General features: G+C 63.7%; 18 protein-coding genes. 9 read left to right on the top strand and 9 right to left on the bottom strand.

What is annotated here, in order from left to right:
- Positions 1–72: 72 nt before the first annotated feature.
- Complete coding sequence (locus PSQ39_RS04920) at positions 73–831, bottom strand: SDR family NAD(P)-dependent oxidoreductase (protein WP_273925554.1); 759 nt, start codon at positions 829–831, stop codon at positions 73–75.
- A gap of 95 nt (positions 832–926) precedes the next feature.
- Here PSQ39_RS04920 and PSQ39_RS04915 point away from each other — a divergent pair, with 95 nt between their 5' ends.
- The 4 genes from PSQ39_RS04915 (at position 927) to PSQ39_RS04900 (ending at position 6,480) form a co-directional block, all read left to right on the top strand.
- Entirely contained in the window at positions 927–1,886 is a 960-nt protein-coding gene (locus PSQ39_RS04915; protein ID WP_273925553.1) for a LysR family transcriptional regulator, read from the top strand.
- 282 nt (positions 1,887–2,168) lie between these two features.
- Entirely contained in the window at positions 2,169–3,866 is a 1,698-nt protein-coding gene (gene leuA / locus PSQ39_RS04910; protein ID WP_273925552.1) for a 2-isopropylmalate synthase, read from the top strand.
- Between the two features lie 174 nt (positions 3,867–4,040).
- Positions 4,041–4,922, top strand: coding sequence for an HDOD domain-containing protein (locus PSQ39_RS04905; protein WP_273925551.1), 882 nt, complete (start codon positions 4,041–4,043; stop codon positions 4,920–4,922).
- Positions 4,923–5,136: 214 nt separating this feature from the next.
- Positions 5,137–6,480, top strand: coding sequence for an MATE family efflux transporter (locus PSQ39_RS04900; RefSeq protein ID WP_273925640.1), 1,344 nt, complete (start codon positions 5,137–5,139; stop codon positions 6,478–6,480).
- Positions 6,481–6,626: 146 nt separating this feature from the next.
- On the opposite strand, the gene infA is transcribed toward PSQ39_RS04900, so the two are convergent.
- Both infA and PSQ39_RS04890 read right to left on the bottom strand, forming a co-directional pair.
- The gene (infA, locus tag PSQ39_RS04895) at positions 6,627–6,881 is read right to left on the bottom strand and encodes a translation initiation factor IF-1 (protein ID WP_273925550.1); all 255 of its coding nucleotides are present in this window, start codon (positions 6,879–6,881) and stop codon (positions 6,627–6,629) included.
- A 30-nt stretch (positions 6,882–6,911) separates the two neighbouring features.
- Entirely contained in the window at positions 6,912–7,160 is a 249-nt protein-coding gene (locus tag PSQ39_RS04890; RefSeq protein WP_273925549.1) for a hypothetical protein, read from the bottom strand.
- 620 nt (positions 7,161–7,780) lie between these two features.
- Between PSQ39_RS04890 and PSQ39_RS04885 the strand changes: the two genes are divergently transcribed.
- The gene (locus PSQ39_RS04885; protein ID WP_273925548.1) at positions 7,781–12,619 is read left to right on the top strand and encodes an EAL domain-containing protein; all 4,839 of its coding nucleotides are present in this window, start codon (positions 7,781–7,783) and stop codon (positions 12,617–12,619) included.
- Between the two features lie 55 nt (positions 12,620–12,674).
- On the opposite strand, the gene PSQ39_RS04880 is transcribed toward PSQ39_RS04885, so the two are convergent.
- Both PSQ39_RS04880 and PSQ39_RS04875 read right to left on the bottom strand, forming a co-directional pair.
- Positions 12,675–15,275, bottom strand: coding sequence for a sensor domain-containing phosphodiesterase (locus tag PSQ39_RS04880; RefSeq protein ID WP_273925547.1), 2,601 nt, complete (start codon positions 15,273–15,275; stop codon positions 12,675–12,677).
- Between the two features lie 1,434 nt (positions 15,276–16,709).
- On the bottom strand, positions 16,710–17,237 hold the full coding sequence (locus PSQ39_RS04875; protein WP_273925546.1) for a Spy/CpxP family protein refolding chaperone: 528 nt from the start codon (positions 17,235–17,237) through the stop codon (positions 16,710–16,712).
- 248 nt (positions 17,238–17,485) lie between these two features.
- Here PSQ39_RS04875 and PSQ39_RS04870 point away from each other — a divergent pair, with 248 nt between their 5' ends.
- Positions 17,486–18,463 (top strand): recombination-associated protein RdgC, encoded by a 978-nt coding sequence (locus tag PSQ39_RS04870; RefSeq protein WP_273925545.1) that lies wholly within the window; start codon positions 17,486–17,488, stop codon positions 18,461–18,463.
- 60 nt (positions 18,464–18,523) lie between these two features.
- Here PSQ39_RS04870 and PSQ39_RS04865 read toward each other — a convergent pair whose 3' ends face one another.
- Positions 18,524–19,420: a pirin family protein gene (locus PSQ39_RS04865; RefSeq protein WP_273925544.1), complete on the bottom strand. Its 897-nt coding sequence runs from the start codon at positions 19,418–19,420 to the stop codon at positions 18,524–18,526.
- Positions 19,421–19,536: 116 nt separating this feature from the next.
- On the opposite strand from PSQ39_RS04865, the gene PSQ39_RS04860 reads away from it, so the two are divergent.
- Positions 19,537–20,784, top strand: a complete 1,248-nt coding sequence (locus PSQ39_RS04860; RefSeq protein WP_273925543.1) for a nucleoside recognition domain-containing protein — start codon at positions 19,537–19,539, stop codon at positions 20,782–20,784.
- A gap of 21 nt (positions 20,785–20,805) precedes the next feature.
- Here the strand turns inward: PSQ39_RS04860 and PSQ39_RS04855 are convergent, their stop codons facing one another.
- The 3 genes from PSQ39_RS04855 to PSQ39_RS04845 form a co-directional block, all read right to left on the bottom strand.
- Positions 20,806–20,997, bottom strand: a complete 192-nt coding sequence (locus PSQ39_RS04855; protein ID WP_273925542.1) for a YgaP family membrane protein — start codon at positions 20,995–20,997, stop codon at positions 20,806–20,808.
- Between the two features lie 69 nt (positions 20,998–21,066).
- Complete coding sequence (gene cueR, locus PSQ39_RS04850; protein WP_273925541.1) at positions 21,067–21,549, bottom strand: Cu(I)-responsive transcriptional regulator; 483 nt, start codon at positions 21,547–21,549, stop codon at positions 21,067–21,069.
- A complete protein-coding gene (locus tag PSQ39_RS04845) occupies positions 21,546–21,743 on the bottom strand; it encodes a heavy-metal-associated domain-containing protein (RefSeq protein ID WP_273925540.1) in 198 nt (65 codons plus the stop codon). Before PSQ39_RS04845 ends, cueR begins: the two co-directional genes overlap by 4 nt.
- 209 nt (positions 21,744–21,952) lie before the next feature.
- Between PSQ39_RS04845 and PSQ39_RS04840 the strand changes: the two genes are divergently transcribed.
- Together PSQ39_RS04840 and PSQ39_RS04835 are read left to right on the top strand one after the other, a co-directional pair.
- Positions 21,953–24,190 (top strand): heavy metal translocating P-type ATPase, encoded by a 2,238-nt coding sequence (locus PSQ39_RS04840; RefSeq protein WP_409241985.1) that lies wholly within the window; start codon positions 21,953–21,955, stop codon positions 24,188–24,190.
- Between the two features lie 133 nt (positions 24,191–24,323).
- On the top strand, positions 24,324–25,985 hold the full coding sequence (locus PSQ39_RS04835) for a methyl-accepting chemotaxis protein (RefSeq protein ID WP_273925539.1): 1,662 nt from the start codon (positions 24,324–24,326) through the stop codon (positions 25,983–25,985).
- Positions 25,986–26,038: the final 53 nt, after the last annotated feature.

Here is a 26,038-nt window from a genome sequence, read left to right as displayed (position 1 = left end):
TATTCTTGATTCGTCCAGGCCAGCGGCGGATGGCCACGCCGGCCAGGCAGGGCGGGGCAGGGCAGCCCGGCCTCAGTAGGTGGCCCGGCCGCCCGACAGGTCGAACACAGCACCGGTGGTGAAGGAGTTCTCGGACGACAGCAACCAGGCCACCATGGCCGCGATTTCATCGACCTCAACAAAGCGCCCGCGTGGGATCTTGGACAGCATGTAGTCGATGTGCTGCTGCGACATCTGCTCGAAGATGCGGGTCTTGGCGGCGGCCGGGGTGATGGCGTTGACGGCCACGTTGTGCTGCGCCGTCTCCTTGCCCAGGCTCTTGGTCAGCGCAATCACGCCGGCCTTGGAAGCGCTGTAGGCGGCGGCATTGGGGTTGCCTTCCTTGCCTGCGATGGAGGCAATGTTCACGATGCGCCCGTAGTTGCGCGCCACCATGCCGGCCACCACCGAGCGGTTCACGTTGAACGAGCCGTTGAGGTTGACGTTGACCACGCGCTGCCACTCGGCGGGGTCGTAATCAGCCACTGGCGCATTGGCGCCAGCGATGCCGGCGCTGTGCACCAGCATGGCGATGGGGCCGCTGTCGGCCTCGGTGCGGGCCACGGCGGCCTGCACCTGGGCCAGGTCGGTGATGTCCACCGTCAGACCCAGCACCGGGGCCTGGCCTGGGTGGCTCAGGCTGGCCTGGGCAGCGGCCAGGGCTTGCGGATCGGCATCCCACAGCGCCACGCGGGCGCCACCGGCCAGCAGGCGGGAGGCAATGGCGTAACCAATGCCTTGGGCGCCGCCGGTCACGACCGCGGTGCGGCCTTCGTAGTCGTACTGAATCATGGTCTTGTCTCCTTGTGCTGGCGGATTCTGGAAGAGCACCCGCTTGCTGCATAGTGAGAGCTTTTGATCTGGCAATAACTGTTTGGAATCGCCCCATGGTCCCCAGCCTTTCTTCGATCACCTCGCGCCTGCGCTTTCGCCAACTGACCCTGCTGGTGGCGCTGGACGAATGGGGCTCCCTGCACCGCGCTGCCGACCAGTTGGGCATGACCCAGCCAGGCCTGAGCAAGGCGCTGCGCGAGATCGAGTCCACGTTTGGTGCCGAGCTGTTCCAACGTTCGCCCCAAGGCGTGCAGGCCAATGAGTTGGGACGCTGCATCCTGCGGTATGCGCGCGTGATTGCCTCCGACCTGGGCCACCTGCGCGAAGAGATCGATGGCGTGTTGCGTGGCAGCGGCGGGCGGGTCGCTGTGGGCACCATCACCGGGGCGCTGCACTCGGTGCTGATTGGGGCTCTGGCCCAGCTGCGGCAGACCCAACCGGCCCTGTCGATCGAGGTGCGCGAGGGCATCAGCAGCGAGCTGTTGAGCCAGCTCAACGAAGGGCGGCTGGACCTGGCCATCTGCCGCACCACGGTGTCCAGCCAGGCCGATCAATTCGACTACGAAGCGCTGGAAGGCGAGCAAGTGGCCCTGGCCGTGGGCGCGCAGCACGCGCTGGCCCGAGCCAAGCGCGTGAACCTGGCCCAGTTGGCCCGGTGCCGCTGGATCCTGTACCCAGGCAACATGCCGCTGCGCACCTTGGTCGAGCGCGAATTCCGCGAGGCCGGCCTGGCACTGCCGCCGTACCCGATTGAAACGGCCTCCTCGCTGGCCACCATGCTGATGCTCAAGCAAGACCCGCAGTTGGTGGCCGTGATGGCCGAAGGCACGATGGCCTTTTGTGAAGAGCACGGCATTGCCAAGCGCCTGCCCCTGGCCATGCGCGCACGCCACGAGGGCTATGGCATCGTCACACGGCGTGGTGCCCGGCTCTCCCCCGCGGCCGCGCTGCTGGCGCAATGCCTGCGCGAAGCCGCATCCGCGTCCGGTGATGAGGCGCCGCTATCGCCCTGATAGGGAAGGTCCCAACAGCCAACGCGCCGGCCTGTGTTACAGTTTTCTCCATGCAACGCCAGCCAACCCTGACTCTAAAGCTAAGCCTAGTGCTCGGCCGGGGTCTGCTCGCGTTCGTGTCTTGAGCTTCGCGCTCATCGCTCTGACTTCCCCCTGACCCCGGCCCACGAACCAGCCTTTGCGACGCGCAAAGGGCTGCAGGGGATGTCTTTGTTTTTCCGTTTTTGACCTTGGCGGCCCAGCCCGGAGACCCCGGCGCCGCCCCTGTTCGTGGAGCCCCCAATGATTGCCAATCCCGCCACCAAGTACGCCCCGTTTGCCCCGATCGCCCTCGCCGATCGCCAGTGGCCTTCGCGCACCATCACCCAAGCCCCGATCTGGTTGTCCACCGACTTGCGCGATGGCAACCAGGCCTTGTTCGAGCCCATGAACGCCGAACGCAAGATGAGCTTGTTCATGGAGTTGGTGCGCATCGGCTTCAAGCAGATCGAGGTTGGTTTTCCAGCCGCCTCGCAGACCGACTTCTACTTTGTGCGCCGTCTCATCGAAGAGAACTTGATCCCCGAGGACGTGACCATCATGGTCATGACCCAGTCGCGTGAAGACTTGATCGCCCGCACGGTCGAGGCTGTCCAAGGCGCGCCGCGCGCCATCGTCCATCTCTACAACGCCACCGCGCCGGCCTGGCGCCGCATTGTGTTTGGCATGAGCGTGCCGCAGGTGATGGACTTGATTGGCCACCATGTGGGCTACCTCAAGCGCCTCACCGACGCCCAACCCGGCACGCGCTGGACCTTGCAGTACTCGCCTGAGACCTTCAGCGCCACCGAGCTGGACGTGTCTTTGCAGGCCTGCCACACCGCCATTGAAGCTTGGGGTGCCGGCCCGGGCCGCGAGGTCATCATCAACCTCCCCACCACGGTGGAAAACGCCACCGCCAATGTGTTTGCCGACCAGATCGAGTGGATGCACCGCCACCTGGCGCCACGCCAACACATCGTGCTCTCGGTGCACCCGCACAACGACCGTGGCACCGGCGTGGCTGCGGCCGAGTTCGCCATGATGGCGGGCGCGGACCGCGTGGAAGGCTGCTTGTTTGGCAACGGTGAGCGCTGTGGCAATGTGGACATCGTGACCTTGGCGCTCAACTTGTACACCCAAGGTGTGCACCCGCAGCTCGACTTCTCGGACATCACGGCCGTGGCGCGTGTGGCCGAAGAATGCACCTCGATTCCCGTGCATCCGCGCCACCCCTACGCGGGTGACCTGGTGTTCACGGCGTTCTCGGGCTCGCACCAGGACGCCATCAAAAAAGGCTTTGCCGCACAGGACCCGAAAGGCCAATGGGAAGTGCCCTATTTGCCCATCGACCCCGCCGACCTGGGCCGCACTTACGACAGCGTGATCCGCGTCAACAGCCAGTCGGGCAAAGGCGGCATCGCCTTCTTGCTCGAGCGCGAACGCGGCGTGGTCATGCCGCGCCGCATGCAGGTCGAGTTCAGCGCGGTGGTGCAGCGCCAGACCGATGCCAGCGAAACCGAAATCAATGGTGCAGAGATCTGGAGCCTGTTCCAGCAAACCTATTTGCGCGGCACCTCGGGCCGGGGCGACGCGATCCAGTACCACAGCCACAAGCTCGACGAGAGCGGGCAAGGCATTGAGCTCGAACTCAGCATCGGCGGTCAACGCCAACAGGTGCGCGGCCATGGCAACGGTCCGATTGCTGCGACGGTCGATGCGTTGGGCTTGCCCATGCGCGTGGACAGCTATGAAGAACGCGCCACCGGCAGCGGGGCCGACGCCCAAGCCCTGGCCATTGTGGAAGCCGCACTCGAAGGCGTCACGGGCGCAGGATTTGGCGTGGGCATGAGCCACAACATCGTGACCGCGTCCATCCAGGCCGTGATCAGCGTGGCCAACCGTTTGCAGGCGCGGCGCACTCCACAGGCCAGCGAAGCTGCCGCAGATATCAACGCTTGAGCGTCCATTGAGCTGCAACAGGCAGGCACAGCCTGCCTGCCCCTGTCCACCGGCCAGTCCAAGCGGTGTCGCACCCAAACGGTCGCACCGCCTCAGGAATCTGCCGGGTCTCACCCAGACCCAGCCACGCAAAAGTCGCACAATGGCTTCAGCGTCAATCCCCGGAACTGAACGATGGACACCCCCGCCCCTTCCGACAGCCCCCAGCCTGTCACCCCGGCCTTTCTGAACTGGCCGCTGCGCGACCTGCGCGCCTGGGTGCGTCACCTGCTGCGCGCCGAGGTCCCCGTGCTGGCCAGCACGGCGCAGGCGCTTGAGGCCTTGCGGGCGCGCGAGGACGACATCGGTCCGGCCGACCTGAGCCCCGTGCTGCGCGCCGACCCGCTGATGACGGTCAAATTCTTCGCGCATGTGGCCACCTTGCGTCGCAACGACGACGCCACAGAAACCGAGAGCATCACCAGCGCCCTGGTGATGACGGGCATCACGCCGTTTTTCACCCACTTCGGCCCGCAGCCCACGGTGGAAGAACGGCTGCGCGACCACCCCGCCGCGCTGGAGGCGGTGCAGGAGATCCTGCAACGCAGTGAACGAGCCGCCCATTTCGCCATGGCTTTTGCCGTGCACCGCAGCGACACCGATGTGGACGTCATCCATGAAGCGGCTTTTTTGCATGACTTTGCCGAGTTGCTGGTCTGGTGCCATGCCCCGGCACTGATGCTGAAAATTCGCCAGGCCCAGGCTGGTGACCCAGCCTTGCGCAGCGCCGTGGCCCAGCGCAGTGTGCTCAACATCGAGCTCGATGACCTGCGCCAGACCCTGCTGCGGCTGTGGCACCTGCCGCGCTTGCTGATCCGCATCAGTGACGGCAAGCACGCCGATCACCCCAGTGTGCAAAACGTGGTGCTGGCCTCGCGCCTGGCGCGCCACACCATGAAAAGTTGGGACAACCCCGCGCTGGCCAGCGATGTCGAAGCGCTGTCGCGTTTGCTCAATGCCTCGCCGCGTGTGACGCTGGCTTTCTTGCACAAGGTCGACGGCAGCGCCACAGCTTGAGCAGACACTGGGCCGTCGCCCAGAGCACCGCCCAGCCAGGTCCAAGCAAGCCCGCGCTGACGCGCCCGCGTCAGCAGAAAATGCCTTGGCGTCCCATAATCAATGCATATACATCCATTGCCATCCGCTTGACGGCTGGCCTGAGGCCACCATGCAAGCCCATCCCAATGCCCATCCGCCAGCGCCTGCCAAGCCCAGCGCTGTGCCTCCCGCCATGGACCCTCGCACCCGGCTTTTGCTTGAAGGCCCGATCGCCAGCACCTTGCTGCGCATGGCCGGTCCCAATGTGGTGGTGATGGTGGCGCAGGCCGCCGCCGGCTTGATCGAGACTTGGTTCATTGGCAAGCTGGGCACGGATGCGTTGGCGGGCATGGCTTTGGTGTTCCCCGTGGTGATGTTGATGCAGATGATGTCGGCCGGGGCCATGGGCGGTGGCATTGCCTCGGCCATCGCGCGCGCACTGGGCGCGCGCCGGCGCGATGACGCGCACGCGTTGGTCTTCCACGCCCTGGTGCTGTCGGGCTTGTTTGGCCTGGCTTTCACCTTGGCCGCTTGGTTGGGCGGACCTTGGCTGTATGCCCACATGGGCGGGCAGGGGGGTTCGCTGGAGGCTGCGCTGACCTATTCGAACTGGGTGTTTTCGGGGTCTTTACTGGTCTGGCTGTTCAACTCGCTGGCGTCGGTGATTCGGGGCACAGGCAACATGGGCTTGCCGGCCAAGGTGATCAGCGTCGGCACGTTGGCGCTGCTGCCGGTGTCTCCACTGCTGATTTTTGGTTGGGGTCCGATCCCAGCCATGGGGATTGCGGGCGGCGGACTGGCCCTGCTGCTGTATTACGCGGGCGGCTCGGTGGCGCTGGGCCTGTGGCTGCTGTCTTCGCGCAGCCTGCTGCGCCCTCGTTGGGCCGATGCGGTGCTGCGCCGTCCTTTGTTCATGGACATTTTGCGTGTGGGCTTGGCTGGCGCGGTGTCCACCGTGGCCACCAATGTGGCCATTGCCGTGGCCACCGGTCTGGCGGGGCATTTTGGCCCGGCGGCCATTGCCGGCTACGGCACGGCCTCGCGTCTGGAATACCTGCTGGTGCCACTGGTGTTTGGCTTTGGAGGGCCGCTGGTGGCCATGGTGGGCACGGCCGTGGGCGCGGGTCGGCGCGAACGCGCACTGCGCGCCACCTGGATCGGTGCCGGCATGGCGGTGCTGCTGAGCGAAGCGATTGGCCTGGCGGCGGCGGCCTTTCCCCTGGCTTGGCTGTCGCTGTTTGACAGCGACCCGGCCATGCTGGCGGTGGGCGCCCAGTACCTGCGCACGGTGGGCCCGGTCTACGGCCTGTTCGGCCTGGGGCTGATTTTGTACTTTGCCTCACAAGGTGCGGGCAAGTTGCTGTGGCCGGTCTTGGGCAACATCGCGCGGCTGGTGGTGGCGGCGCTGGGCGGCTGGCTGGCGCTGCGCCTGGGCTGGGGCCTGGGGGGCGTGTTCGCCGCACAGGCTTTGGCCCTGGTCATTTATGGTGGGCTCAACGCGGCGGCGATCGCGCGCGGCGTCTGGTTCCGCGACTGAGGTGCCGCCAAATCCTGGGCCGCACGGATGAGGCCTGGTCCACTGCGGGCGGGCGCCAGTCAAAAAGGCCTGGCTTCAGCCGTCAAGCGACTCAAGCACAGACCTTTGGGGGCCAAGGCCCAAAAAGCGCGGGAGGCTGAAACGCCTTAACGCGGACGGCGCGGGGCCATCGGGCCGCGGCCTTCGATGTGGCGGAACTTGATGCGGCCCTTGCTCAGGTCATAGGGCGACAGTTCCAGAGACACCTTGTCGCCAGCCAAGATGCGGATGTGGTTCTTGCGCATCTTGCCAGCCGAGTAGGCAATCAGTTCGTGGCCGTTTTCAAGCGTCACGCGGAAACGGGTGTCCGGCAACACTTCATTGACGACACCCATCATTTCAATCAGGTCTTCCTTGGCCATGGTGGTCTTCCTTTTGGGTCTTTATGGGGTTCAGAGGGTGCGCGCGAGACCGCGAACCCATTGGATGCCCTGCTCGATGGCGTAGCACGAAGCAGCGGCACGGGTGGAAAATTCTGGAATGAAGCGCATCACCCGGTCGGTGCTGGCGCTGCCGCGGCCACTGGCGATGGACACCAGGGACGCGTATTGGCCGCCTTCCAGTTCACGGGGGCAGGCGGCAATTCGGTACTTGCCCATCAAGATGGGCGCGTTGGGTAGCAAAGTCGAAGTCTGAATCATCAAAGGGTTGTTGGACCGGAAGCTCTATCAGCCCCGCAGTCGCGGACAAAAATACTGGCAGCCCCAAGTGCCTAGGGAGCCCGTCCTGAACAACCTGAGATTCCGGCCATGAAGACTCGGGACCCGGGAACGCGCCAAAAGCAGTGGCAACGTCAACAGAAGGGGAAAAGCCACTTGCGCTGTGACATGAGCAGGCTGGCACGCCACAAGCAGGGCTGGACTGACGGCCACTCTGCCAGGGGCATTTGCGTCTCATGGCGACAAGCACCAACGCGGTCAGTCGCCAGGGGCGATCCGGCAATGTACCACAGTCGCCCGAGAAGCCCAAGTGGCGACGGGCGCCAAGGCGGTTGCGCACCACAGTCCAGGCGGCTGCGTCGCAAAAAGGCCTTATTCGCAAAAAACCGTATTGACCCTGCTCAGACGATCTGAAACCATTTGTCACATTTGCCCGGCGTCTTTTGCAACCGGGTCTGTGATGGCTTGATTGATGTCCCGGCTCCACCCTTGCTCTCTCTTCAATGACTGGGATGTTTTGTGCCCCAAACGCTCGCCGCTTTGTCGGCTGGACCTGAGTTCAACCATCGGCCCGCCTGTGACGCCCTGCGTTGGCTTACACCATGATCGATAAAGCCCCGGGCAGCCCGCCAACCTCGGCTTTTGGCTTGCTCGACACCGATACCCGCCCTTATTTCGAACGCTTGTTGCGTTTGGCCAGCAGCCTGTGCGAGACGCCCATGGCCCAACTGGCCTTGCTGGAAGGGGCTCAGTTGTGCACCAAAGCGCAGTTGAATTGGCCGCTGGAAGGTGGCACCTTGGGCCCGCAACTGAGCCAAGACCTGCTGGAACAGCACACCGAACCCGACCTGTCACAAGACCCCGTCTGGGCACAGCACCCTTGGGTGAGACCGGTGGACGGCTTGCGCTTCTTGGCCAGCACGCCCTTGCTCAACGCCAATGGTCAATGCCTGGGCGTGCTCATGGTGGGCGATCGGCAAGTGCGCCAGGTATCGGCCCAGGGCCTGGAATCCCTGGAAGCCTTGGCCGCCCAAGCTTTGTTGCTGTTGGAGTTTGGTCGGCAGCAAAGCCGGCTTTTGGATGCCGAGGCCCAAAGTGAACAGGCTTTGCAACGGCAAAACCTGCAGGCCGAAGCCCGTCGCATCGCCGGGCAGGTCGCTCAGGTGGGGGGCTGGATCTTGCGCCTGCCCGACCAGCAATTTGCCTGGACCAGCGAAGTGGCCCTGATCCACGGCCTGGACCCACAAGCCCAGGTCAGCCCAGCCCAAGCCTTTGCCGCCTATTCGCCTGAGGACCAACCGCGCCTGAGCGCGGCCTACCAGGATTGCGTTCGACTGGGGCAGCGCTTTGATTTGGAGTTGCAATTGCGGCGGCCAGACCAGCAGCAACTGTGGGTGCGCGTGATCGGCGAAGCCGTGCGCGATGAACAGGGCCAGGTGGTGGCGGTGCAGGGGGCGCTGGAAAACATCGATGAACGCAAGCGCAACGAAGAAGCCCTGCGCGAAAGCGAGGAGCGCTTCCGCCTGGCCGCCCGAGCCACGGCCGATGCGGTGTGGGACTGGAACATCGACACCGACGCCATGTGGTGGAGCGACAGCCTGTCCTCCTTGTTCGGGATCGACTTGCAGAGCCTGGAAAGCGACAGCCGCTCCTGGACCAGCCGCATTCACCCGGACGACAGTGCACGGGTGCTCGACAGTTTGCAAAGACTGCTGACCAGCACGGGCACCCAATGGAGTGAGGAATACCGATTCCGGCGCGCCGATGGCAGCCATGCCCCGGTGTTGGACCGCGGCTTCTTGATCCGTGATCCGCGCGGCCTGCCCCGGCGCATGGTCGGTGGGCTGAAAGACCTGACCGAACAACGCCGTGCCCGAGACGAGGCCCAGCGCGACCTGCAGACCCGCATGAGCATCGTGCGCATCCAGCAGGAAATCGCCACGGCCGACCTCAACCTGGAAGGCGTTTTGGCCTTGATGGCCGAGCGTGCACGCGAGCTGACCCATGCTGACGGCAGCTCGGTCGAGCTGTTGGAAAAGCACGAAACCGTGTGCCGTGCGGCCTCGGGCATCCTGCACCTGCGTGTGGGCAACCGGCTGGGCCTGCAGGACACCTTGTCGGGCTTGGTGCTGCGGCAAAACTTGACAGTGCGCTGCCACGACACCGAGCAGGACCCGCGCGTCAATGTGAATGTCAGCCGCCACCTCGGGGTGCGCTCGGTGATTGTGGCGCCCTTGTTGAGCGATGACCAGGCGATTGGTGTGATGCGGGTGGTCTCCGCCACGCCGAACGCCTTCACCTTGCACGACGAAACCAACCTGCAAATCCTGGTGGCCACCCTGGGTGGGGTCATTCAACGCCACCGCCTGGGTGCCCAGCTGCAGGCCTCGGAAGCCCAGTACCGCTTGTTGTTTGACCTCAATCCGCAACCGATGTGGGTGCATGACGTGCCGAACTTGCGCATGTTGGCCGCCAACAAGGCCATGCTCGAGCACTACGGCTATGACGCCGAGCGGCTGCGTCAAATGAAGGCCTCGGATTTTTGGGTCGACGAAGACAACGACTCACACCAGTCCAAGCTGGCTTCCATCGTCCTGGGTGAAATGCAGCGCGATGCGCGGCGCCGCCACCTGCGCCAGGATGGTTCGCAAATCGATGTGGAAGTCACTGCCAACACCATCACCTTCAATGGCCAACCGGCCCGCCTGGTGATTGCCAGCGATGTGACCGAACGCTTGCGCACCGAACGCGACCTCTTGCGCGTCAGCCGGGCCCAGCGTTTGCTCAGTGCCTGCAATGAGGCCCTGGTGCGGGCCAACACTGAAATCGGCTTGCTGCAGGACGTGGCCCGCATCACCGTCGAAATTGGTGGCTACCACATGACCTGGATCGGCTACATCGAAGACGATGACCCGGGCCGCTGGATCCGGCCTGTGGCTCGGCACGGCAAGGGCACGGCTTTTCTGGACCAGATCAAGGTGTCCTGGGCCGAAGACTCGCCCCAAGGCCAAGGCCCTGCCGGTTTGGCCTTGCGCGACGGCCGCATGGTGATCATTGCGGACTTGCGAACGGATGAGCGTTACGCCCCCTGGTTGGCCACCGCTTTGCCCTATGGGCTGCGGGGCCTGGTGTGTTTGCCACTGCACATCGGCCCTCGGCGCTTTGGTTTGTTTTCGCTGTACTCGTCCGAGGTTTTCCACATCAGCGATGACGAGGTGCAATTGCTGCAGGCGCTGGCCAAGGACTTGGCCTTTGGCATCAGCAACCTGCGCGCCCGCGAAGAACAAAACCGGCTGCAGCACGCGGTGCTCAAACTGGCCACGGCCGTCTCGGCCAGCACGGGCACCGAATTCTTCGAACAGCTGGTGCGCAACATGACCGACGCCTTGGGCGCCCAAGCCGGCTTCGTTCTCAGCCTGGAAGCCGGACAGCCCACCCAGGCCCGCTTGATTGCCGGGCAGGTCAGTGGTCGAGCCTGCTCAGGCGCCAAGTTGTCCTTGGCCGATACCCCTTTTGAAACCTTGCTGCGCGACGGCAACTGGCTGGTGCGCACCGACCTGCCGCCCTTGCCAGGACTGCCGCCAGTGGATGGGGCTCAATCCTTGGTGGGCCGCCGTCTGGACAATGCAGCCGGCGAGCCCATGGGTCTGGTCTGTGCATTGTTCACACGTGCGCTGACCCAAACCGGCTTCACGGTATCGGCCCTGCATATTTTTGCCTCGCGGGCGGCGGCAGAACTGGCTCGCCAAGCGGCGGACACCCAGATCCGCGACCAGGCTTCGCTGCTCGACCGGGCGCAGGATGCGATCTTGGTGCACCGCCTCAGCGGTGGCCTGGTGTACTGGAACCAGGGCGCTGAGCGACTGTACGGCTTTACGGCCCAAGAGGCCTTGGACCCCGTGCAGGGCGAGCGCATTGAACGCGAGTGCCTGCACTTCCAATTGGCCAATTCTCCTGTGCTGCAGGACGGCGAATGGACTGGGGAGATCGAACAGCACCGCAAAGACGGCAGTGCCTTGACTGTGGAAAGCCGCTGGACCCTGGTGCGCGACGCCTTCGGCCTGGCCGAGTCGATTCTGTCGATCAACACCGACGTCACGGCACGCAAGCACGCCGAGCAAGAAATCCAGCGCCTGGCCTTTTTTGACGCACTGACCGAGCTGCCCAATCGGCAACTGCTGATGGACCGCCTGCAGCATGCACTGGCCAGCAGCACCCGCACGGGCGCTGGCGGCGCGCTGCTGTTCATCGACCTGGACAACTTCAAAACCCTCAACGACACCTTGGGTCACGACCAAGGCGATGAGCTGTTGCGCCAAGTGGCTCAACGCCTGCTGATGTGTGTGCGCGAAACCGATACCGTGGCCCGCCTCGGCGGTGACGAGTTCGTGGTGATGCTGGAGAACCTGGGCAACGCCACCCCCGAGGTGGTCGAACACGCCAAGCGCATCGGCGACAAGGTGCTGGCCACCTTGGGCATGCCGTTCCTGCTGGCCGGCCATCAGCACGAAAGCAGTTGCAGCATCGGGGTGGCGCCGTTCATGGACGGGCACAAAGGCATCAGCGACCTGCTCAAGCAGGCCGACCTGGCCATGTACCAGGCCAAAACCGCGGGGCGCAACACCCTGCGCTTCTTTGACCCGGTGATGCAGGCCGAAGTCAGCGCGCGCGCCGCGCTGGAGGCGGCGCTGCGCCAAGCCCTGGCGCGCGGCGAGTTTTTGCTGCACTACCAGCCGCAAACCGAACAGGGCCAGCAAGTCAGTGGGGTGGAAGCCCTGGTGCGCTGGCGCCACCCGGTGCATGGCATGGTGTCCCCAGCCGACTTCATCCCCTTGGCCGAAGACACCGGGCTGATCATTCCCCTGGGTCGCTGGGTGCTGGACACGGCCTGCAACCTGCTGGCGAGTTGGGCCCGCTTCCCCAGCCACGCCCATTTGAGCGTGGCGGTCAACGTCAGCTCACGGCAGTTCAAACACCCGGACTTTGTGGAAGATGTGGTCAGCGCCCTCCAACAAAGTGGCGCCCGACCCGATCGGCTCAAGCTGGAGCTCACCGAAAGCCTCTTGGTGGACGACATGGAAAGCATCATCGAGCGCATGGGCGTGCTCAAGGCGCTGGGCGTGGGCTTTTCGCTGGACGACTTTGGCACGGGCTACTCCAGCCTCAGCTACCTCAAGCGCCTGCCGCTGGACCAGCTCAAGATCGACCAGTCTTTTGTGCGCGACGTGCTGACCGACCCCAACGACGCCGCCATTGTGCGCACCATCATCACCCTGGGCCGCAGCCTGGGGCTGGCGGTGATTGCCGAAGGTGTTGAGTCATCGGCGCAACAAGATTTTTTGGCCAGCCACGACTGCCATGCCTTCCAGGGCTATGCATTTGGCAAACCCATGGCCGCGGCAGAACTGCAAACCTTCTTGCACCAGCACAGCGTGCATTGAGCGCGGGCCCCGTGGGGCCCATCTGATGCGCGCGCACTGAAACCGCCAGGCCGGTTCAGTGTGGCGCAAGCGCCAGCTCGGCCAGCCAGTGGTCCACCGCTTGGGGGCGGGAAAACAGAAAGCCCTGCAAACCTTCGCAGCCGTTGGCAAACAAAAAATCCACCTGGCGCTGGTCTTCCACGCCCTCGGCGATCACCTGCAGGCGAAATTGGCGCGCCATCAGGAGCACCGAGCGCACGATGGCGACATCGCCTTCGTCGTCCGGAACACCGTTGATGAAACTCCGATCGATCTTGATCTCGTGGATGGGCAGGCGCTTGAGGTACCCCAGGCTCGAAAACCCCGTGCCAAAGTCGTCGATGGAAAAGCGAATGCCCAGCGCAATCAGCTCATTCATCTGCACCAGCACGGAATCGGACCGCTCCACCAGCAAGCCTTCGGTGATCTCAAATATCAAACGATCGGCCCGGGCGCCTGTGCGCTGCAACAGGGCGCGCACGCGATCGACAAAGTCCAGTTGGCGAAACTGACGCGGGCTGACATTGACGGACAGCGAAACATCACAAGCCAAGCGCTCCAGCGCCAGCAAGGTCTGCATGGCTTGTTCCAGCACCCATTCGCCCAAAGGCACGATCAGGCCCGAGGTCTCCGCCACCGGAATGAAGTCGGCCGGCGACACCGGACCGCGCTCCGGGTGGGTCCAACGCATCAGCAGTTCGGCACCAATGACCGCACGGGCATTGTTGTACTGGGGCTGCACATGGACCGAAAGCTGTCCCAGGGCCAGCGCTGTCTTGAGGTCTTCCTCGATCAGGAACAGTTTTTCAATTTCGGTCTGCATGCCTGGCTCAAAGGCCGCGACCCGGTTCGCCCCGGTCGATTTGGCATGGTTCATGGCCGCATCGGCCTCCCGCAACAGCCCTTCCGCGTCCACCACCACGCCAGGGGCTGGAAACACCGTCACCCCGACGCTGGCGGTGATGCTGAAATTGTGTTCACCCAAAGGCAAGGGTTGCAGCAAGGACACCCGCAGCTGCTCGGCCATGGACAAAGCATGTTGCAAAGGCACCAGCTTGGCCACCACGCGGGCACTGGCGCGGTCTTCAGGGGCCAGGTGGGGCAGGAAGACCACAAACTCATCGGCCGCCAAGCGCGCCAGCAAAGCCTGCGGCGGCAAGCCTTCCGACAAACGCCGCGCCACGCTGGAAAGCAAAGCATCGCCCGTGCTGTGACCCCGTGCATGGTTGAGCCGCTTGAAACCATCCAGATCGACGTGAAACAGCGCTCCAGACAGGGGTTTGGGGCCTGTTTGCAAGTAAGCCGCCAACTTGACCAGCAGCTGTGCCCGGTTGGGCAGGCCTGTCAGGAGGTCAAAGTAAGCGCGTCGGTAATTGTCTTCGTCGGCCTTTTTGCGCTCGGTGATGTCCGTGTGCGTTCCGATCATGCGGGTGGGGTGGCCTGCACTGTCACGCGCCACCACCAGGCCACGGCTCAAGGTCCATTTCCAATGACCATCCCGGCACAGTGAGCGGTGCTCACTGCGGTAGAACGGCGTGTGGCCTCGCACATGCTGTTGCAGTGCCAGGTGAACGGCCACGCGGTCTTCGGGGTGGACACGCTCCGAGCCATCGGGATCGCGCAGCAAGTCGTCGTCGGTGTAGCCGTACAGCGCGCGGTATTGGGGCGAAAAATAGCAGTGCTGCCGCTCGATGTTCCAGTCCCAAACGCCCACAGCAGAGCCTTCGAGCGCGAACTTCCAGCGGGTCTCCGCCTCGCGCAAATCCTGCTCGGCACGGCGCCGGTCGGACACATTGATGAAAAAACCATGCCAAAGCACAGCCCCACCAGGCTCGGGCAAGGGTTGGGAATGCCCTAAAAACCACTCGCATCGGCCATCTGGCAACACACAGCGGAACTCCAGCGACCAGGGCGACATTTGATCACGCGAAGCCACCACCGATTGCCGCATCAGCTCGCGGTCTTCCGGGTGCAGGGCAGCCAGAAAGCTGTCTGCACTTTGCTGCAACACGGCCGGGTCCAAGCCAAAGATATCGACAAAGGCCTGGCTGGCAAAGGGAAACGAGGTTTGCCCTTGTGGATCGAGCCGAAATTGGTAGATGGCGGCGGGCACAGAGGCCGCCAATTGCTTGATCTGGTGCTGGCGGCGGCGCAATTCCAGCAAGGTGATCACTTGCTGGGCCAGTTGCTGAAGCAAATCAAGCTCCAGTTCCGTCCAATCGCGGGACTGCTGGTCCAACACACACAGGCTGCCCAGGACAAACCCTTCTTCATTGATCAGCGGCACACCGGCATAGGCCCGCACCTGGGGACTGGCCAGCACCCAAGGGTGGGTCGCCAATCGCGGATCTTGTGTGGCGTCCCGCACGCTCAAGCGTTGGCCTGAGCTCAACAAATGTTGGCAAAAGCTCTGCTGCAACGGCACTTCGTCTTCCACCAAACCCAAGCGAGCCTTGAACCATTGGCGGTCTTTGCCCATGAACCCAATGAAAACCAGCGGTGTGCCCAGCAAGGTGCTGGCCAAAGCGGCCAGGTTGTCAAACGCGGTCTCAGGGCCTGAGTCCAGGATTTGGTAGCTGTGCAGGGTGTTCAGCCGGGCCAGCTCGGCCTGGTGATTTTCAGGACTGGGCGGATTCATGGCTGCTCGTCACCGTTCGGACGCAGAGGGGCCCAGCAGTTGTTCGAAACTCGAACAAAACAGCTTGCAAGGACGGGATGACAGACCGCAGACATGGACAGAGAACGCAAAAGCCCCAAAAACAAAAAACAAAACACAAATCACAACGCAGACCAGGTCAAGACGCCGTCGACAGGCCGTGATTCTGGCGACAAAAGCGCGCCCAAAGGAACAAAACGAACACTTTTTGCAATGAAACCGCGTATCAATCACTTTTATCGTTTGAAACCTCCGTATTCATCAAAGAAGGGCCCGGCAACTTGTTCCTGTCTTCTTCTTTGTATTCAATATATTGAAATAGTAGTAGTAGTAAGGGTCGACTTGCGCTGTGGATAAGTTCATATTTTTCATAAAAATCAGTAACTTAGCTCCACGTGAAGTCTGTGTGTAGAACACTCTCAAGCGTTCTTCAGAGCAGACAACAACTCCGCGCTTTTCAGCTTGTCTGTGGACAAGCTGGTACTTGTGCCAGATTTATCCCCAAACTTGTTCCTCATTTGGCGCCAAAACGCGGCTTGGCGGTCTTGGTGCTGAAAACAACAAGAATGCGCTTGTTTTTTGGAGGGGGATGCCTTGAATGGCGCTGGGAGGCGCTTTTGGCGGCGCGCCAAGGGCTGAAACCTGGCTTTTGACAGCTTTTGCAAGCCCACTTTGTGGAATTTCGGCCTCGGAGAGGCTGGTGACTGCGCGTTGAGCGGGTGGAGAGCCTTTCCAGCGACCCCAAGGCGGTTTGTTTGAGTGGGTGATCCCCATGGTGCGCGGCTGTTGCGCCGGCCTCAGAGCGCTGAAACGGCCGCCAACGCAGGGCATGTGCCCAGAATCGATTTTGAAGCGTCTCGTTGAACAGCGCGTGCGGGTTCGGACGGTGGATCAGGACTCGAACCGTTTTTGGTTTTGCGCTACTTGGCGCCTCAAAACCGATGTTCCGTGCCAGACCTGGCCTCCGTCCCGAAACGTCGATTTTGACGCCCCTGTTTTTGTCGTTGCGCCGTCGCTTTTCAAGCCAGCCGAACCTGTTCCAGCCGATGCCGAAGGCGAGGCGTTAGACGCTTCTGACTTCTTCTTTGTATTCAATATATAGAGATAGTAGTAATAGTAAGGCCCCTCCTATTCTGTGGATAAGTCGATTTATTCCTTAAAAATCATAGACTTAAGTGACTTTCAAGTCTGTGGGCCCAAGCCCGGGAGCTTTTCAGTCGGGCGGGGACAACTTCACTTGATGCCAGGCTTCTGTGGACAAGTAGGCACTTGTTCTTCAGCTATCCCCAGGGTTTTCCGCCTCGATTTTTCAAAAAATTTTCGCATTGCGAAATAAAAAAACCCCCGGCGCCGGGAGGCGACGGGGGTTTTTTGGGGGGCTGGATCAGCTGTTTTAGGCTGTGTGTCCTACTCAGTTCAAGGTTGGCGCGCAGGGCGCTGTTCGTCCCGCTCTGGCGGGTGGTGTGGGTGCCGTGGCGGACCCATGGTTTGAAGGGTTTCGGCGTCAAAGGTTTTTTGCTGCTCAGGGCTCAGTGCGGCATAGAGCGCCTTGGTGGCTTGAGCCCGCTTCGCCTGGTGTTGGGCTTTGGCTTGCTGATGCGATTCCATCTGGGCGATGCGCTCAGGGGTGGTGAGCTTGGCCCACTCGGCCGGGTCGGGTCGCTTGGGCACGCTGGCGGGCGGCTGGGCGGCATCGGTGAAGGCTTTCCAGGCCGGCTCCTGGGCGGCGGTGATTTTGAGTTTGGCCTTCAGCTCTGCCGAGCGCTTGGCGAAATGGGCTTGCATTTGGGCCGGGTCCGGCGCGGCCATGCGGTGTTCATGGTGTGCGGGCTTGGCTGGGCCTGAGCCTTCTGGCGCTGCGGTGGGCGCGGTTTGGGCCCAGGAGGCCCAGCTCAGGGTGGCCAGCAAGGCCGCGCTCAGGCCAAGGCGTGTGGTGTTTTTCATGGTCTTCCTTTCAATTCGGGGCGCCTGGGGCTGCACCCTCTGAAAGCTCAGTGTGGCCAAGCCCTGTTGCGTCGCCATGAGCCCTGGGTGAGGGTTTGTAAAGAAGGAGGGGGCTTTTTTGCAGCGCGTCACGGCCTGCTGAGCGGTGCAGAAACCCCGAGCCAGCTCCGGCTGGCCTCACAATGACGGCTGCGTGGACTTGCCTTGGCGAGCCATGCGCTGATGTTTGTCTGACTCAAGGGTGTTCCGTGTTCAAGAATTTGATTGTTTACCGCCTCGGTGAGGGCTGGACGGCTTCGCTGGAGCAGGTCGAAGCGGCGCTCGACAAAGCCCGTTACGTGGAATGCGGCGCCAGCCAGGAAAAATCCACCGGCTGGATCGAGCCCCGTGGTGAGGCCCATGGCCCCCTGGTGGAATCCGTGGGGGGACAGTGGATTTTGAAGTTCATGATCGAAGTGAAGGCGGTCCCTGGCTCGGTGCTCAACCGCAAGGCCAAGGAACGTGCGACCCAGATCGAGCAGACCACCGGCCGCAAACCCGGCAAAAAAGAGATCAAGGAAATCAAGGAAGAGGTCAAGCACACCCTCTTGCCCATGGCTTTTTCCAAGCAAGGCTCGGTGTTGGTCTGGATCGACCCGAACGCCCGCTTGATGCTGATCGACGCTTCCAGCCAAGGTCGGGCTGATGAGGTGGTGACCGCACTGGTCAAGGAACTGGAAGGTTTTGCCGTCGCCTTGGTCGACACCCAGATCAGTCCCGTGGCCGCGATGGCCGACTGGCTGACGACGCAGGAGCCGCCGGCGGGCTTCAACATCGATCAAGAATGCGAATTGAAGGCCTCTGATGAGTCCAAAGCCGTGGTGCGCTACGCCCGCCACCCCCTGGACAACGACGAAGTCAAGCAACACATTGCCCAGGGCAAATTGCCGACCAAGCTGGCGCTGACTTGGGACGACCGGGTGAGCTTCATGCTCACCGAGGGCATGCAGGTCAAGAAAGTGTCTTTTCAGGACGTGGTGTTTGAAGGCAAGTCGGCCGATGACGGCGGCTTTGACGCCGATGTGGCGATTGCCACCGGCGAGTTGGTCCAACTCTTGCCCGATTTGATCCTGGCCTTGGGCGGCGAGGCGGTGCGACCCAGCCTCGCCCCCATGGGCGAAGCCCCTGCGGCGGCATCGGTGGCGCCCGCGCTCGGTGCTGACGACGACGAAGGCCCGCCGTTCTGAGCCCAACCCGGCGCAGCCGGGTTTTTAAAAAAACGCTGGCGCTTAGGCGCCAGCGCGGTTTCAGGCCATCAAACCGGCCTGGAAGTCGCGGATCGCCTGAAACACTTCTTCTTGGGTGTTCATCACAAACGGCCCGTATTGCGCAATACCTTCGCGCAAGGGGCGACCCGCGATCAGCAGCACGCGGGCCGCTGCGGTGTTGCTGGCCGGTGCAGTGAGTGCCACGCCGTCGTGGCCCTGACCCGTGGCCAATTCAGTGTTGCGCAGGATGGCCATGTGCTGCGGCGGTACCGTTTGACCTTGGACGTCGACAGATTCACGGAAGGGGTAGACAAACGCGTTGTGCTCGCTGGGCAGGGCCTGCTCGAAGCGGCTGCCTGGTGGCAGGCTCAGGTCCAGGTAGAGCGGCTGGGTGAGGTCGCGCTGCATGGCGCCAGCCACGCCGTGGCTGTGGCCGGCGATGACGCGCACGCGCACCCCTTCGGGCGTCTCGAATTCCGGGATCTCGTCACTTTGGATGTCGCGGTAGCCCGGCGCGCACAGCTTGTCCTGACTGGGCAGGTTGAGCCAGAGCTGAAAGCCTTCCATCAAGCCCTCTTCTTGCTCGGGCAGCTCGCTGTGGATCAGGCCGCGCCCGGCGGTCATCCACTGCACGCCGCCGTTTTGCAGCAGGCCTTCGTGGCCGGCACTGTCACGGTGGCGCATGCGCCCGACGATCATGTAGGTGACGGTTTCGAAGCCCCGGTGCGGGTGGTTGGGAAAGCCAGCGATGTAGTCATCGGGCTGGTCGCTGGCAAAGTGGTCCAGCATCAGATAGGGGTCCAGCCGGCGCTGCAGGTCTTGGGTCAGGACACGGCTGAGTTTGACGCCAGCACCGTCTTGGGTGGCCTGGCCTTTGACCAGTCGTTCCAGGGTGCGCGGGTGTTGCAAAGCGGGTGAGGGGGTGGATGGGGTCATGACAGGCAGTTGGGGGAGGGCGGACTGAAAACAAGATGATTTCACAGCCTGGCCAACCTGGCCTGGCGCCAGCTGAAAGTCCCAGCCTTGCCGGGTCTGCCGGGTAAAGTGCCCGCATGGCCATGAATATCGTGTGGGTGGGTTTGTTTTTGTCGGCGTTCGTCGCGGCGCTGTGGCGTTGGGTCGGGGGTGAAGCAGGGGTGTTTCCGAACCTGCTGACGGCTTTGTTTGAGGCAGCCCGATCGGGCTTTGAGCTGTCGCTGGGTCTGGCTGGGGTGATGACGCTGTGGCTGGGCTTGCTGCGGGTGGGCGAACGCGCGGGCTTGATCGACAGCCTGGCGCGCCTGGCCAGCCCGGTGCTCCGGCAACTGTTTCCCAGCGTGCCCCACGGCCACCCGGCCCAAGCCGCGGTGACTTTGAACCTGTCGGCCAATTTACTGGGCTTGGACAACGCGGCCACGCCCTTGGGCTTGCAGGCCATGCGCGATTTGCAGGCCATCAACCCCGAGCCCGATCGGGCCAGCGACGCCCAGATCATGTTCGTGGTGCTCAACACGGCGGGCCTGACCTTGATTCCCAGCTCTGTGATCGCCATTCGGCAGAGCGTGGCCCTGCGGCAAGGGCTGACGAACTTCAACGCCGCCGACATTTTTCTGCCCACCTTGCTGGTCACCCTGGCCTCGTTGTTGGCAGGTTTGCTGGCCGTGGCCGTGGCGCAGCGACTGCCACTGTGGCGGCTGCGGTTTTGGGGGCCGGTCCTGGCTTTGCTGGGCTTGCTCGGCACGGCGGTTGGGGGCCTGGCCCAGCTGCCCCCAGCCTTGGCGGCCCAGTGGATGGGCAGTGTGGGCGCTTTTGTGATCGTGGCCGTGGTGCTGTTGTTTTTGCTGGTCGGCTGTTGGCGCCGGGTGTCGGTGTACGACGCCTTCATCGAAGGGGCCCGGGAAGGCTTTGGGGTCGCGGTGCAGATCGTGCCTTACCTGGTGGCCATGCTGGTGGCGGTGGCGGCCTTTCGCAGCGCGGGTTGCATGGACGCGCTGATGGGCGGGCTGGCCTGGGCTGTGGCGGGGCTGGGCCTGGATACCGCGTTCTTGCCCGCGCTGCCGGTGGGCCTGATGAAGATTCTGTCCGGTGCCGGGGCGCGCGGCTTGATGATTGACGTGTTGCAGGTGCACGGCGTGGACTCGTTTGTCGGGCGCCTGGCCGCCATCATCCAGGGCTCCACCGAGACCACGTTCTATGTGTTGGCGGTGTACTTCGGCAGCGTGGGCGTGCGCCAGACCCGGCACGCGCTGAGCTGTGCCTTGGTGGCCGATGCGGTCGGCCTGGTGGCAGCCATTGGTTTGGCGTATGCCTTGTGGCGCTGAGTTCGCTTGGTGCCAGCGGACTTACTTCTTCAGCGCACAGGTGTTGAAGCCCAACAGTTGGTAAGGCGGGCACCAGCCGATGATCCCAGTGGCCAGGGGCACCAAGCCCAGCCAGCCCCACCATCCCACCGTGTCAGTGGCGGCCAGGCCCAACAGCACCAGGCCGACGAGGATGCGCAGCACGCGGTCAATGCCGCCAACGTTGTGGATCATGAAAAACTCCTTCAGGGTGGTTGATGCCTGAATTGGATACCCCTTGGGGTATTTGGAGCATGATTTGAATCAAGCCTGCCCTGGCTTTGGTGGGCGGTGGCAACCGCTGCTGCTGCCGGCCAGGTCGTCCAGGATGGGGCAGTCTGGGCGGTCGTCGCCTGCACAGTGCTGCAACAGGTCTTGCAAAGAGCGCTGCATGGCTTGCATGGCGGCGATGCGTCGGCTGAGTTCATCCACATGGTGTTGGGCGATGCGCTTGACGCTGGCGCTGGTGCGCTGGTCTTGCCCCCAGAGGCTGAGCAGCTCAGCGATTTCCGCCATCGAGAAACCCAGGGCGCGCCCGCGCTGGATGAAGCGCAGGCGGTGCACATCGGTGTCGCTGTAGAGGCGGTAGCCTCCCTCTGTGCGCACCAACTGGCCCAGCAGGCCCAAGGTTTCATAGTGCCGCACCATCTTGGCCGACAGGCCTGCCTGGCGCGCAGCTTCGCCGATCTGCCAGCGGGGACGGGGCTCGGTGGGCTCGTTGGACTGGGCCGGCACGGGCGTCTTCATGGGGCGACGGTGTAGCCTTCGTCGGCGATGACCCGGGCCAGTTCAGCCCGAGGCTGCTCGCTTTGCACCGTGACTTGGTCTGCGCTGCGGTCGATGTGCACCTGGGCTTGCGGATCGAGTTGTTGAACAGCGCGGGTGATGGCGCGTTCGCAGTGGCCGCAGCTCATGCCTTGAACCTGAAATTGCTGTTGCATGAAAAGACTCCTGAATGAGACGGGATGAGACGAAAGGAGAGGGGCTGAGGTGACATGACGGGCTGCATCACCCCATGGCCTGCATGATGAACCTTGCCACCGTGGCAAGGTCAAGACCTGTTGCGCTGCCCTTGACGGACCTCAAGCTTCGCCTGAAGCCCTGTGATTTTGCTTGACCCTCCCATGGGGACAAGGTTTAGGCTCCCGACATGACTTCCCCCACCCGCACTTCCACCCCGCCAGCCGATGCGGCGCCAGCACGGCCTTCGAGCACCTTGGACCTCGGCATCGAAGGCATGACCTGCGCCTCGTGCGTGACCCGCGTGGAACGCGCCCTGCGCAAAGTCCCGGGTGTCGAGCAAGCGGCCGTGAACCTGGCGACCGAGTCAGCGCGCGTGGTGTTCCAGCCGGCGGCTCAGACCGAGGCCCTGCTGCGCCGCGCCGTGCGCGATGCGGGTTATGAGCCGCGCGCCCCCGGGGCGCCGGTGTTTGAGGCGGTGTCGCCCTGGGTTGGCTTTGCGCCGGTGGCTTTGGGCCTGGCCTTGTGCCTGCCCCTGGTGCTGCCCATGCTGGGTGACCTGGCGGGCCAGCACTGGATGCTGCCGGCGCTGTGGCAGTGGCTGCTGGCCACGCCCGTGCAGCTGGGTTTGGGGGCCCGTTTTTACAAGGCGGGCTGGCATGGCCTGAAGTCGGGCTCGGGCAACATGGATTTGCTGGTGGCCCTGGGCACCAGCGCGGGCTATGGCCTTTCGCTGTGGTTGTGGTGGAGCACCCCGGCCGGTCAGATGCCGCATTTGTATTTCGAGGCCTCGGCGGTGGTCGTGACCCTGGTGCTGCTGGGCAAGTGGCTGGAAGCCCGCGCCAAGCGCCAGACCACGTCGGCGATCCGGGCCTTGCACGGCCTGCGCCCCGATGTCGCGCACTGGGTGGGGCCGGATGGTGAGGTCGATGTGCCCCTGGCCGAGGTCTTGCCCGGTGACCGCTTGGTGGTCCGACCTGGCGAGCGCTTTCCCGTCGACGGCCTGCTGTCCGAAGGGCAGACCCAGGTGGATGAATCGATGCTCACCGGAGAGCCTTTGCCCGTGTCCAAAGCCCCAGGTGCGGCTTTGACTGGCGGCTCCATCAATGGTGAAGGCCGGGTGCTGATGCAGGTGACCGCGGTGGGTGGGGAAACGGTGTTGTCCCACATCATCGCCTTGGTGCAGGACGCCCAGGCGGCCAAGCCACCGATCCAGCGATTGGCCGACCAGGTGTCGGCGGTGTTCGTGCCCGTGGTGCTGGTCCTGGCGTTGCTGACTTTGCTGGGCTGGTTGTTCACAGGTCACGGCTGGGAACCCGCGCTGATCCATTCGGTGGCCGTGCTGGTCATTGCCTGCCCCTGCGCCCTGGGCTTGGCCACGCCCGCGGCCATCATGGCGGGCACCGGGGTGGCGGCACGCCAGGGCATTTTGATCAAGGACGCGCAAGCGCTGGAGTTGGCGCGCCAAGTCGACACCGTGGTGTTCGACAAGACCGGCACCCTGACCGTGGGTCAGCCTCGCCTGGTGAGTTTGGAGGTGGTGGACGGCGGCGACCCAGCCGCCTGGTTGGCCGTGGCGGCCAGTCTGCAAAGCGGCAGTGAGCACCCCCTGGCGCACGCGGTGCTGGCGCAGGCAAAACAAGAGGCTTTGTCCCTGAGCCCGGTCAGTGCTTTGCAAGCGACGGCAGGTCGCGGTTTGACCGGCCAGATCGCTGGCCAGACCTGGCGTCTGGGCAGCCTGAGCTGGGCCCAGGCATTGGGGGTGGACACCACGGCCGGTGCCGCGGCGCTGGCGCGCTCGCAAGCCCAAGGCGCCACCGTGTCGGTGCTGATGCGGCAGGACGGGGACGCCGGGCCCTGGCTTGGCGCAGCCCTGCTGGGCTTTGCCGACGAGCCCAAGCCGGAGGCGGCCGCAGCCTTGAGCCGCTTGCGTGCGCAGGGCCTGCGCCTGTTGATGCTCTCTGGGGACAACCGCGCTGCGGCCGAGGCCATGGGCGTGCGCCTGGGCCTGGCCGCCAGCGAAGTGATGGCCGAGGTGCTGCCGGGCGACAAGGCCGCCTGCATCCAGCGACTGAAAGCCGAAGGCGCTTGCGTGTTGATGGTGGGGGACGGGGTGAACGACGCGCCCGCCCTGGCCGCTGCCGATGTGGGCATGGCCATGGGCACGGGCACCGATGTGGCCATGCACGCCGCCGGCATCACCTTGATGCGGGGGGACGTGGCCCTGGTGGCCGACGCCTTGGACATTTCGCGCCGCACCGTGGCCAAGATTCGGCAAAACCTGTTCTGGGCTTTTGCCTACAACGTGGCGGGTCTGCCCCTGGCCGCCTTGGGGTTTCTCAGCCCGGTGGTGGCCGGCGCGGCCATGGCGCTCAGCTCGGTCAGCGTGATGGGCAACGCCTTGCTTCTCAAACGGTGGCGGCGCTGAGGGTAATGCGCCTTGTGCGAAGGGCATTCCTCCCGTAAAAGTCTGGCAAACTGACCTTTTGTACTTGTTGGCTGACCGCTGACTTTGCCAAGAGGCCCCTTTGGGACCGACGGATGGCAACTGGAGACCCCTCATGAATCTGTTTGCAATGATGCGTATGTTCACCATCCGTTTCCGCATGATCGGTGCGATCGCGGTGGTGCTCAGTTTGTTGGGCTTGCTGGGGGGGGCGGGGATGCTGGGCATGTTCCGCATCCAGAGCATGAGTGAAGACTTCATGACCCACTCGTACGCCGCCATGGGCAGCCTGACCGAATTGCGCGCTGAGTTGGCCCAGGTCCGCCGCTTCGAGAAGGACATGATCATCCAGTACGAAAAGCCTGAGGCCGTGAAGCAATTGCGCGCCAAATGGCTGGAGGCGATTGGCCGCTCCGAGCAGGTGTTGAAGCGCATCGCCGCAGCGGAGGCCGTGAGCGACAAGACGGTGCTGGACACCATTGCCCAAAAACTGGGCACTTACCGGGATCAGTTTTCTTCGGTGGCCAACCAACTCGAGAACAGTGGCTACGAATCTGCGACCACCGCCAACCGCATGAGCGGGCGCGCTGTGAGCCAGTTTGAAGAGGGCGAAAAAGCCCTCGCCATGTTGGAGAAAAGCCTGACCGACCAAGTCAACGACGCGGTGGCCGACCAGGCCCGCGTGTCCAAGCAAACCCAGTTGCTGTTTGTTGCTGCCGTAGTGATCACGGTGGTGGTGGTGGTGCCGCTGACCCTGTTGAACATGCAGTCCATTTGCCGTCCGCTCGAAGTGGCGCGCCATGCCGCGCAAGCCATTGCGGGGGGGGACCTGTCACGCCGCATCGACTACGAAGGCAAGGACGAGGTGTCGGATTTGCTGCATGCCTTGTCGGACATGCAGGCCGGACTGGGGGCCATGGTGTCGCAGGTGCGTGACGCCAGCGAAAACATCGCCACGGCCAGCCACGAAATTGCCTCGGGCAACACCGACCTGTCGGGCCGCACCGAGCAGACCGCGTCCAATGTGCAGGTCACGGTGTCGTCCATCAATGACCTGACGGGCAATGTGCAGCAAACCGCCTCGTCGGCCCAGTTGGCCAACCAGCTCGCGGCCTCGGCCTCTGGGGCGGCCGTGCGTGGCGGCACGGTGGTGCGCCAAGCGGTGTCCAGCATGCACCAGATCTCGGCCTCGAGCCGCAAGATCAACGACATCATCGGTTTGATCGACAGCATTGCTTTCCAGACCAACATCCTGGCCTTGAACGCAGCGGTGGAAGCCGCCCGTGCTGGCGAGCAAGGCCGTGGCTTTGCCGTGGTGGCCAGCGAGGTGCGTGGCCTGGCCCAGCGTTCTGCCCAGGCGGCCAGCGAAATCAAGGGCCTGATCCAGAACAGCGTCACGGCCGTGGACGGCGGTGTGAAGCTGGTGGAGGACGCAGGCTCGGCCATGGACGAGATCGTGGGCGGCGTGCAACGCGTGACCGACATCATTGGCGAGATCACCGCGGCGGCCTCGGAGCAGTCCAACGGCATTGGCAATGTGAATCAGTCGGTCGCCCAGATCGACCAGATGACCCAACAAAATGCGGCCCTGGTGGAACAGTCCGCCGCCGCGGCCGAGTCCCTGCGTGAACAGGCCGACCGCCTGGCCAGCGTGGTGCGTCAGTTCCGCCTGAGCGAGCGCCACAGCGCGGACCATGCCACGGCCACCGCCACCGCCACCGCCACCGCCTATTTGGGCCGTGGCAGCCGCGCGCCTTCGGGGCTGTTGGGCATGTGAGCTTTGTGTGTCCCCGGGCTGGCGCCTGGGGCCCTCGGGAAACTTGAAAAAGC

The sequence above is a fragment of the Curvibacter microcysteis genome, from assembly GCF_028649455.1.
In the GTDB taxonomy this organism is placed as follows: domain Bacteria; phylum Pseudomonadota; class Gammaproteobacteria; order Burkholderiales; family Burkholderiaceae_C; genus Curvibacter; species Curvibacter microcysteis.
This window is presented reverse-complemented; position numbering and strand designations above follow the sequence as displayed.

Coding starts and splice junctions, on each gene's coding strand:
- PSQ39_RS04920 (WP_273925554.1), bottom strand. CDS start 831: ATGATTCAGTACGACTACGAAGGCCGCACCGCGGTCGTGACCGGCGGC.
- PSQ39_RS04915 (WP_273925553.1), top strand. CDS start 927: ATGGTCCCCAGCCTTTCTTCGATCACCTCGCGCCTGCGCTTTCGCCAA.
- leuA (WP_273925552.1), top strand. CDS start 2,169: ATGATTGCCAATCCCGCCACCAAGTACGCCCCGTTTGCCCCGATCGCC.
- PSQ39_RS04905 (WP_273925551.1), top strand. CDS start 4,041: ATGGACACCCCCGCCCCTTCCGACAGCCCCCAGCCTGTCACCCCGGCC.
- PSQ39_RS04900 (WP_273925640.1), top strand. CDS start 5,137: ATGGACCCTCGCACCCGGCTTTTGCTTGAAGGCCCGATCGCCAGCACC.
- infA (WP_273925550.1), bottom strand. CDS start 6,881: ATGGCCAAGGAAGACCTGATTGAAATGATGGGTGTCGTCAATGAAGTG.
- PSQ39_RS04890 (WP_273925549.1), bottom strand. CDS start 7,160: ATGATTCAGACTTCGACTTTGCTACCCAACGCGCCCATCTTGATGGGC.
- PSQ39_RS04885 (WP_273925548.1), top strand. CDS start 7,781: ATGATCGATAAAGCCCCGGGCAGCCCGCCAACCTCGGCTTTTGGCTTG.
- PSQ39_RS04880 (WP_273925547.1), bottom strand. CDS start 15,275: ATGAATCCGCCCAGTCCTGAAAATCACCAGGCCGAGCTGGCCCGGCTG.
- PSQ39_RS04875 (WP_273925546.1), bottom strand. CDS start 17,237: ATGAAAAACACCACACGCCTTGGCCTGAGCGCGGCCTTGCTGGCCACC.
- PSQ39_RS04865 (WP_273925544.1), bottom strand. CDS start 19,420: ATGACCCCATCCACCCCCTCACCCGCTTTGCAACACCCGCGCACCCTG.
- PSQ39_RS04860 (WP_273925543.1), top strand. CDS start 19,537: ATGGCCATGAATATCGTGTGGGTGGGTTTGTTTTTGTCGGCGTTCGTC.
- PSQ39_RS04855 (WP_273925542.1), bottom strand. CDS start 20,997: ATGATCCACAACGTTGGCGGCATTGACCGCGTGCTGCGCATCCTCGTC.
- cueR (WP_273925541.1), bottom strand. CDS start 21,549: ATGAAGACGCCCGTGCCGGCCCAGTCCAACGAGCCCACCGAGCCCCGT.
- PSQ39_RS04845 (WP_273925540.1), bottom strand. CDS start 21,743: ATGCAACAGCAATTTCAGGTTCAAGGCATGAGCTGCGGCCACTGCGAA.
- PSQ39_RS04840 (WP_409241985.1), top strand. CDS start 21,953: ATGACTTCCCCCACCCGCACTTCCACCCCGCCAGCCGATGCGGCGCCA.
- PSQ39_RS04835 (WP_273925539.1), top strand. CDS start 24,324: ATGAATCTGTTTGCAATGATGCGTATGTTCACCATCCGTTTCCGCATG.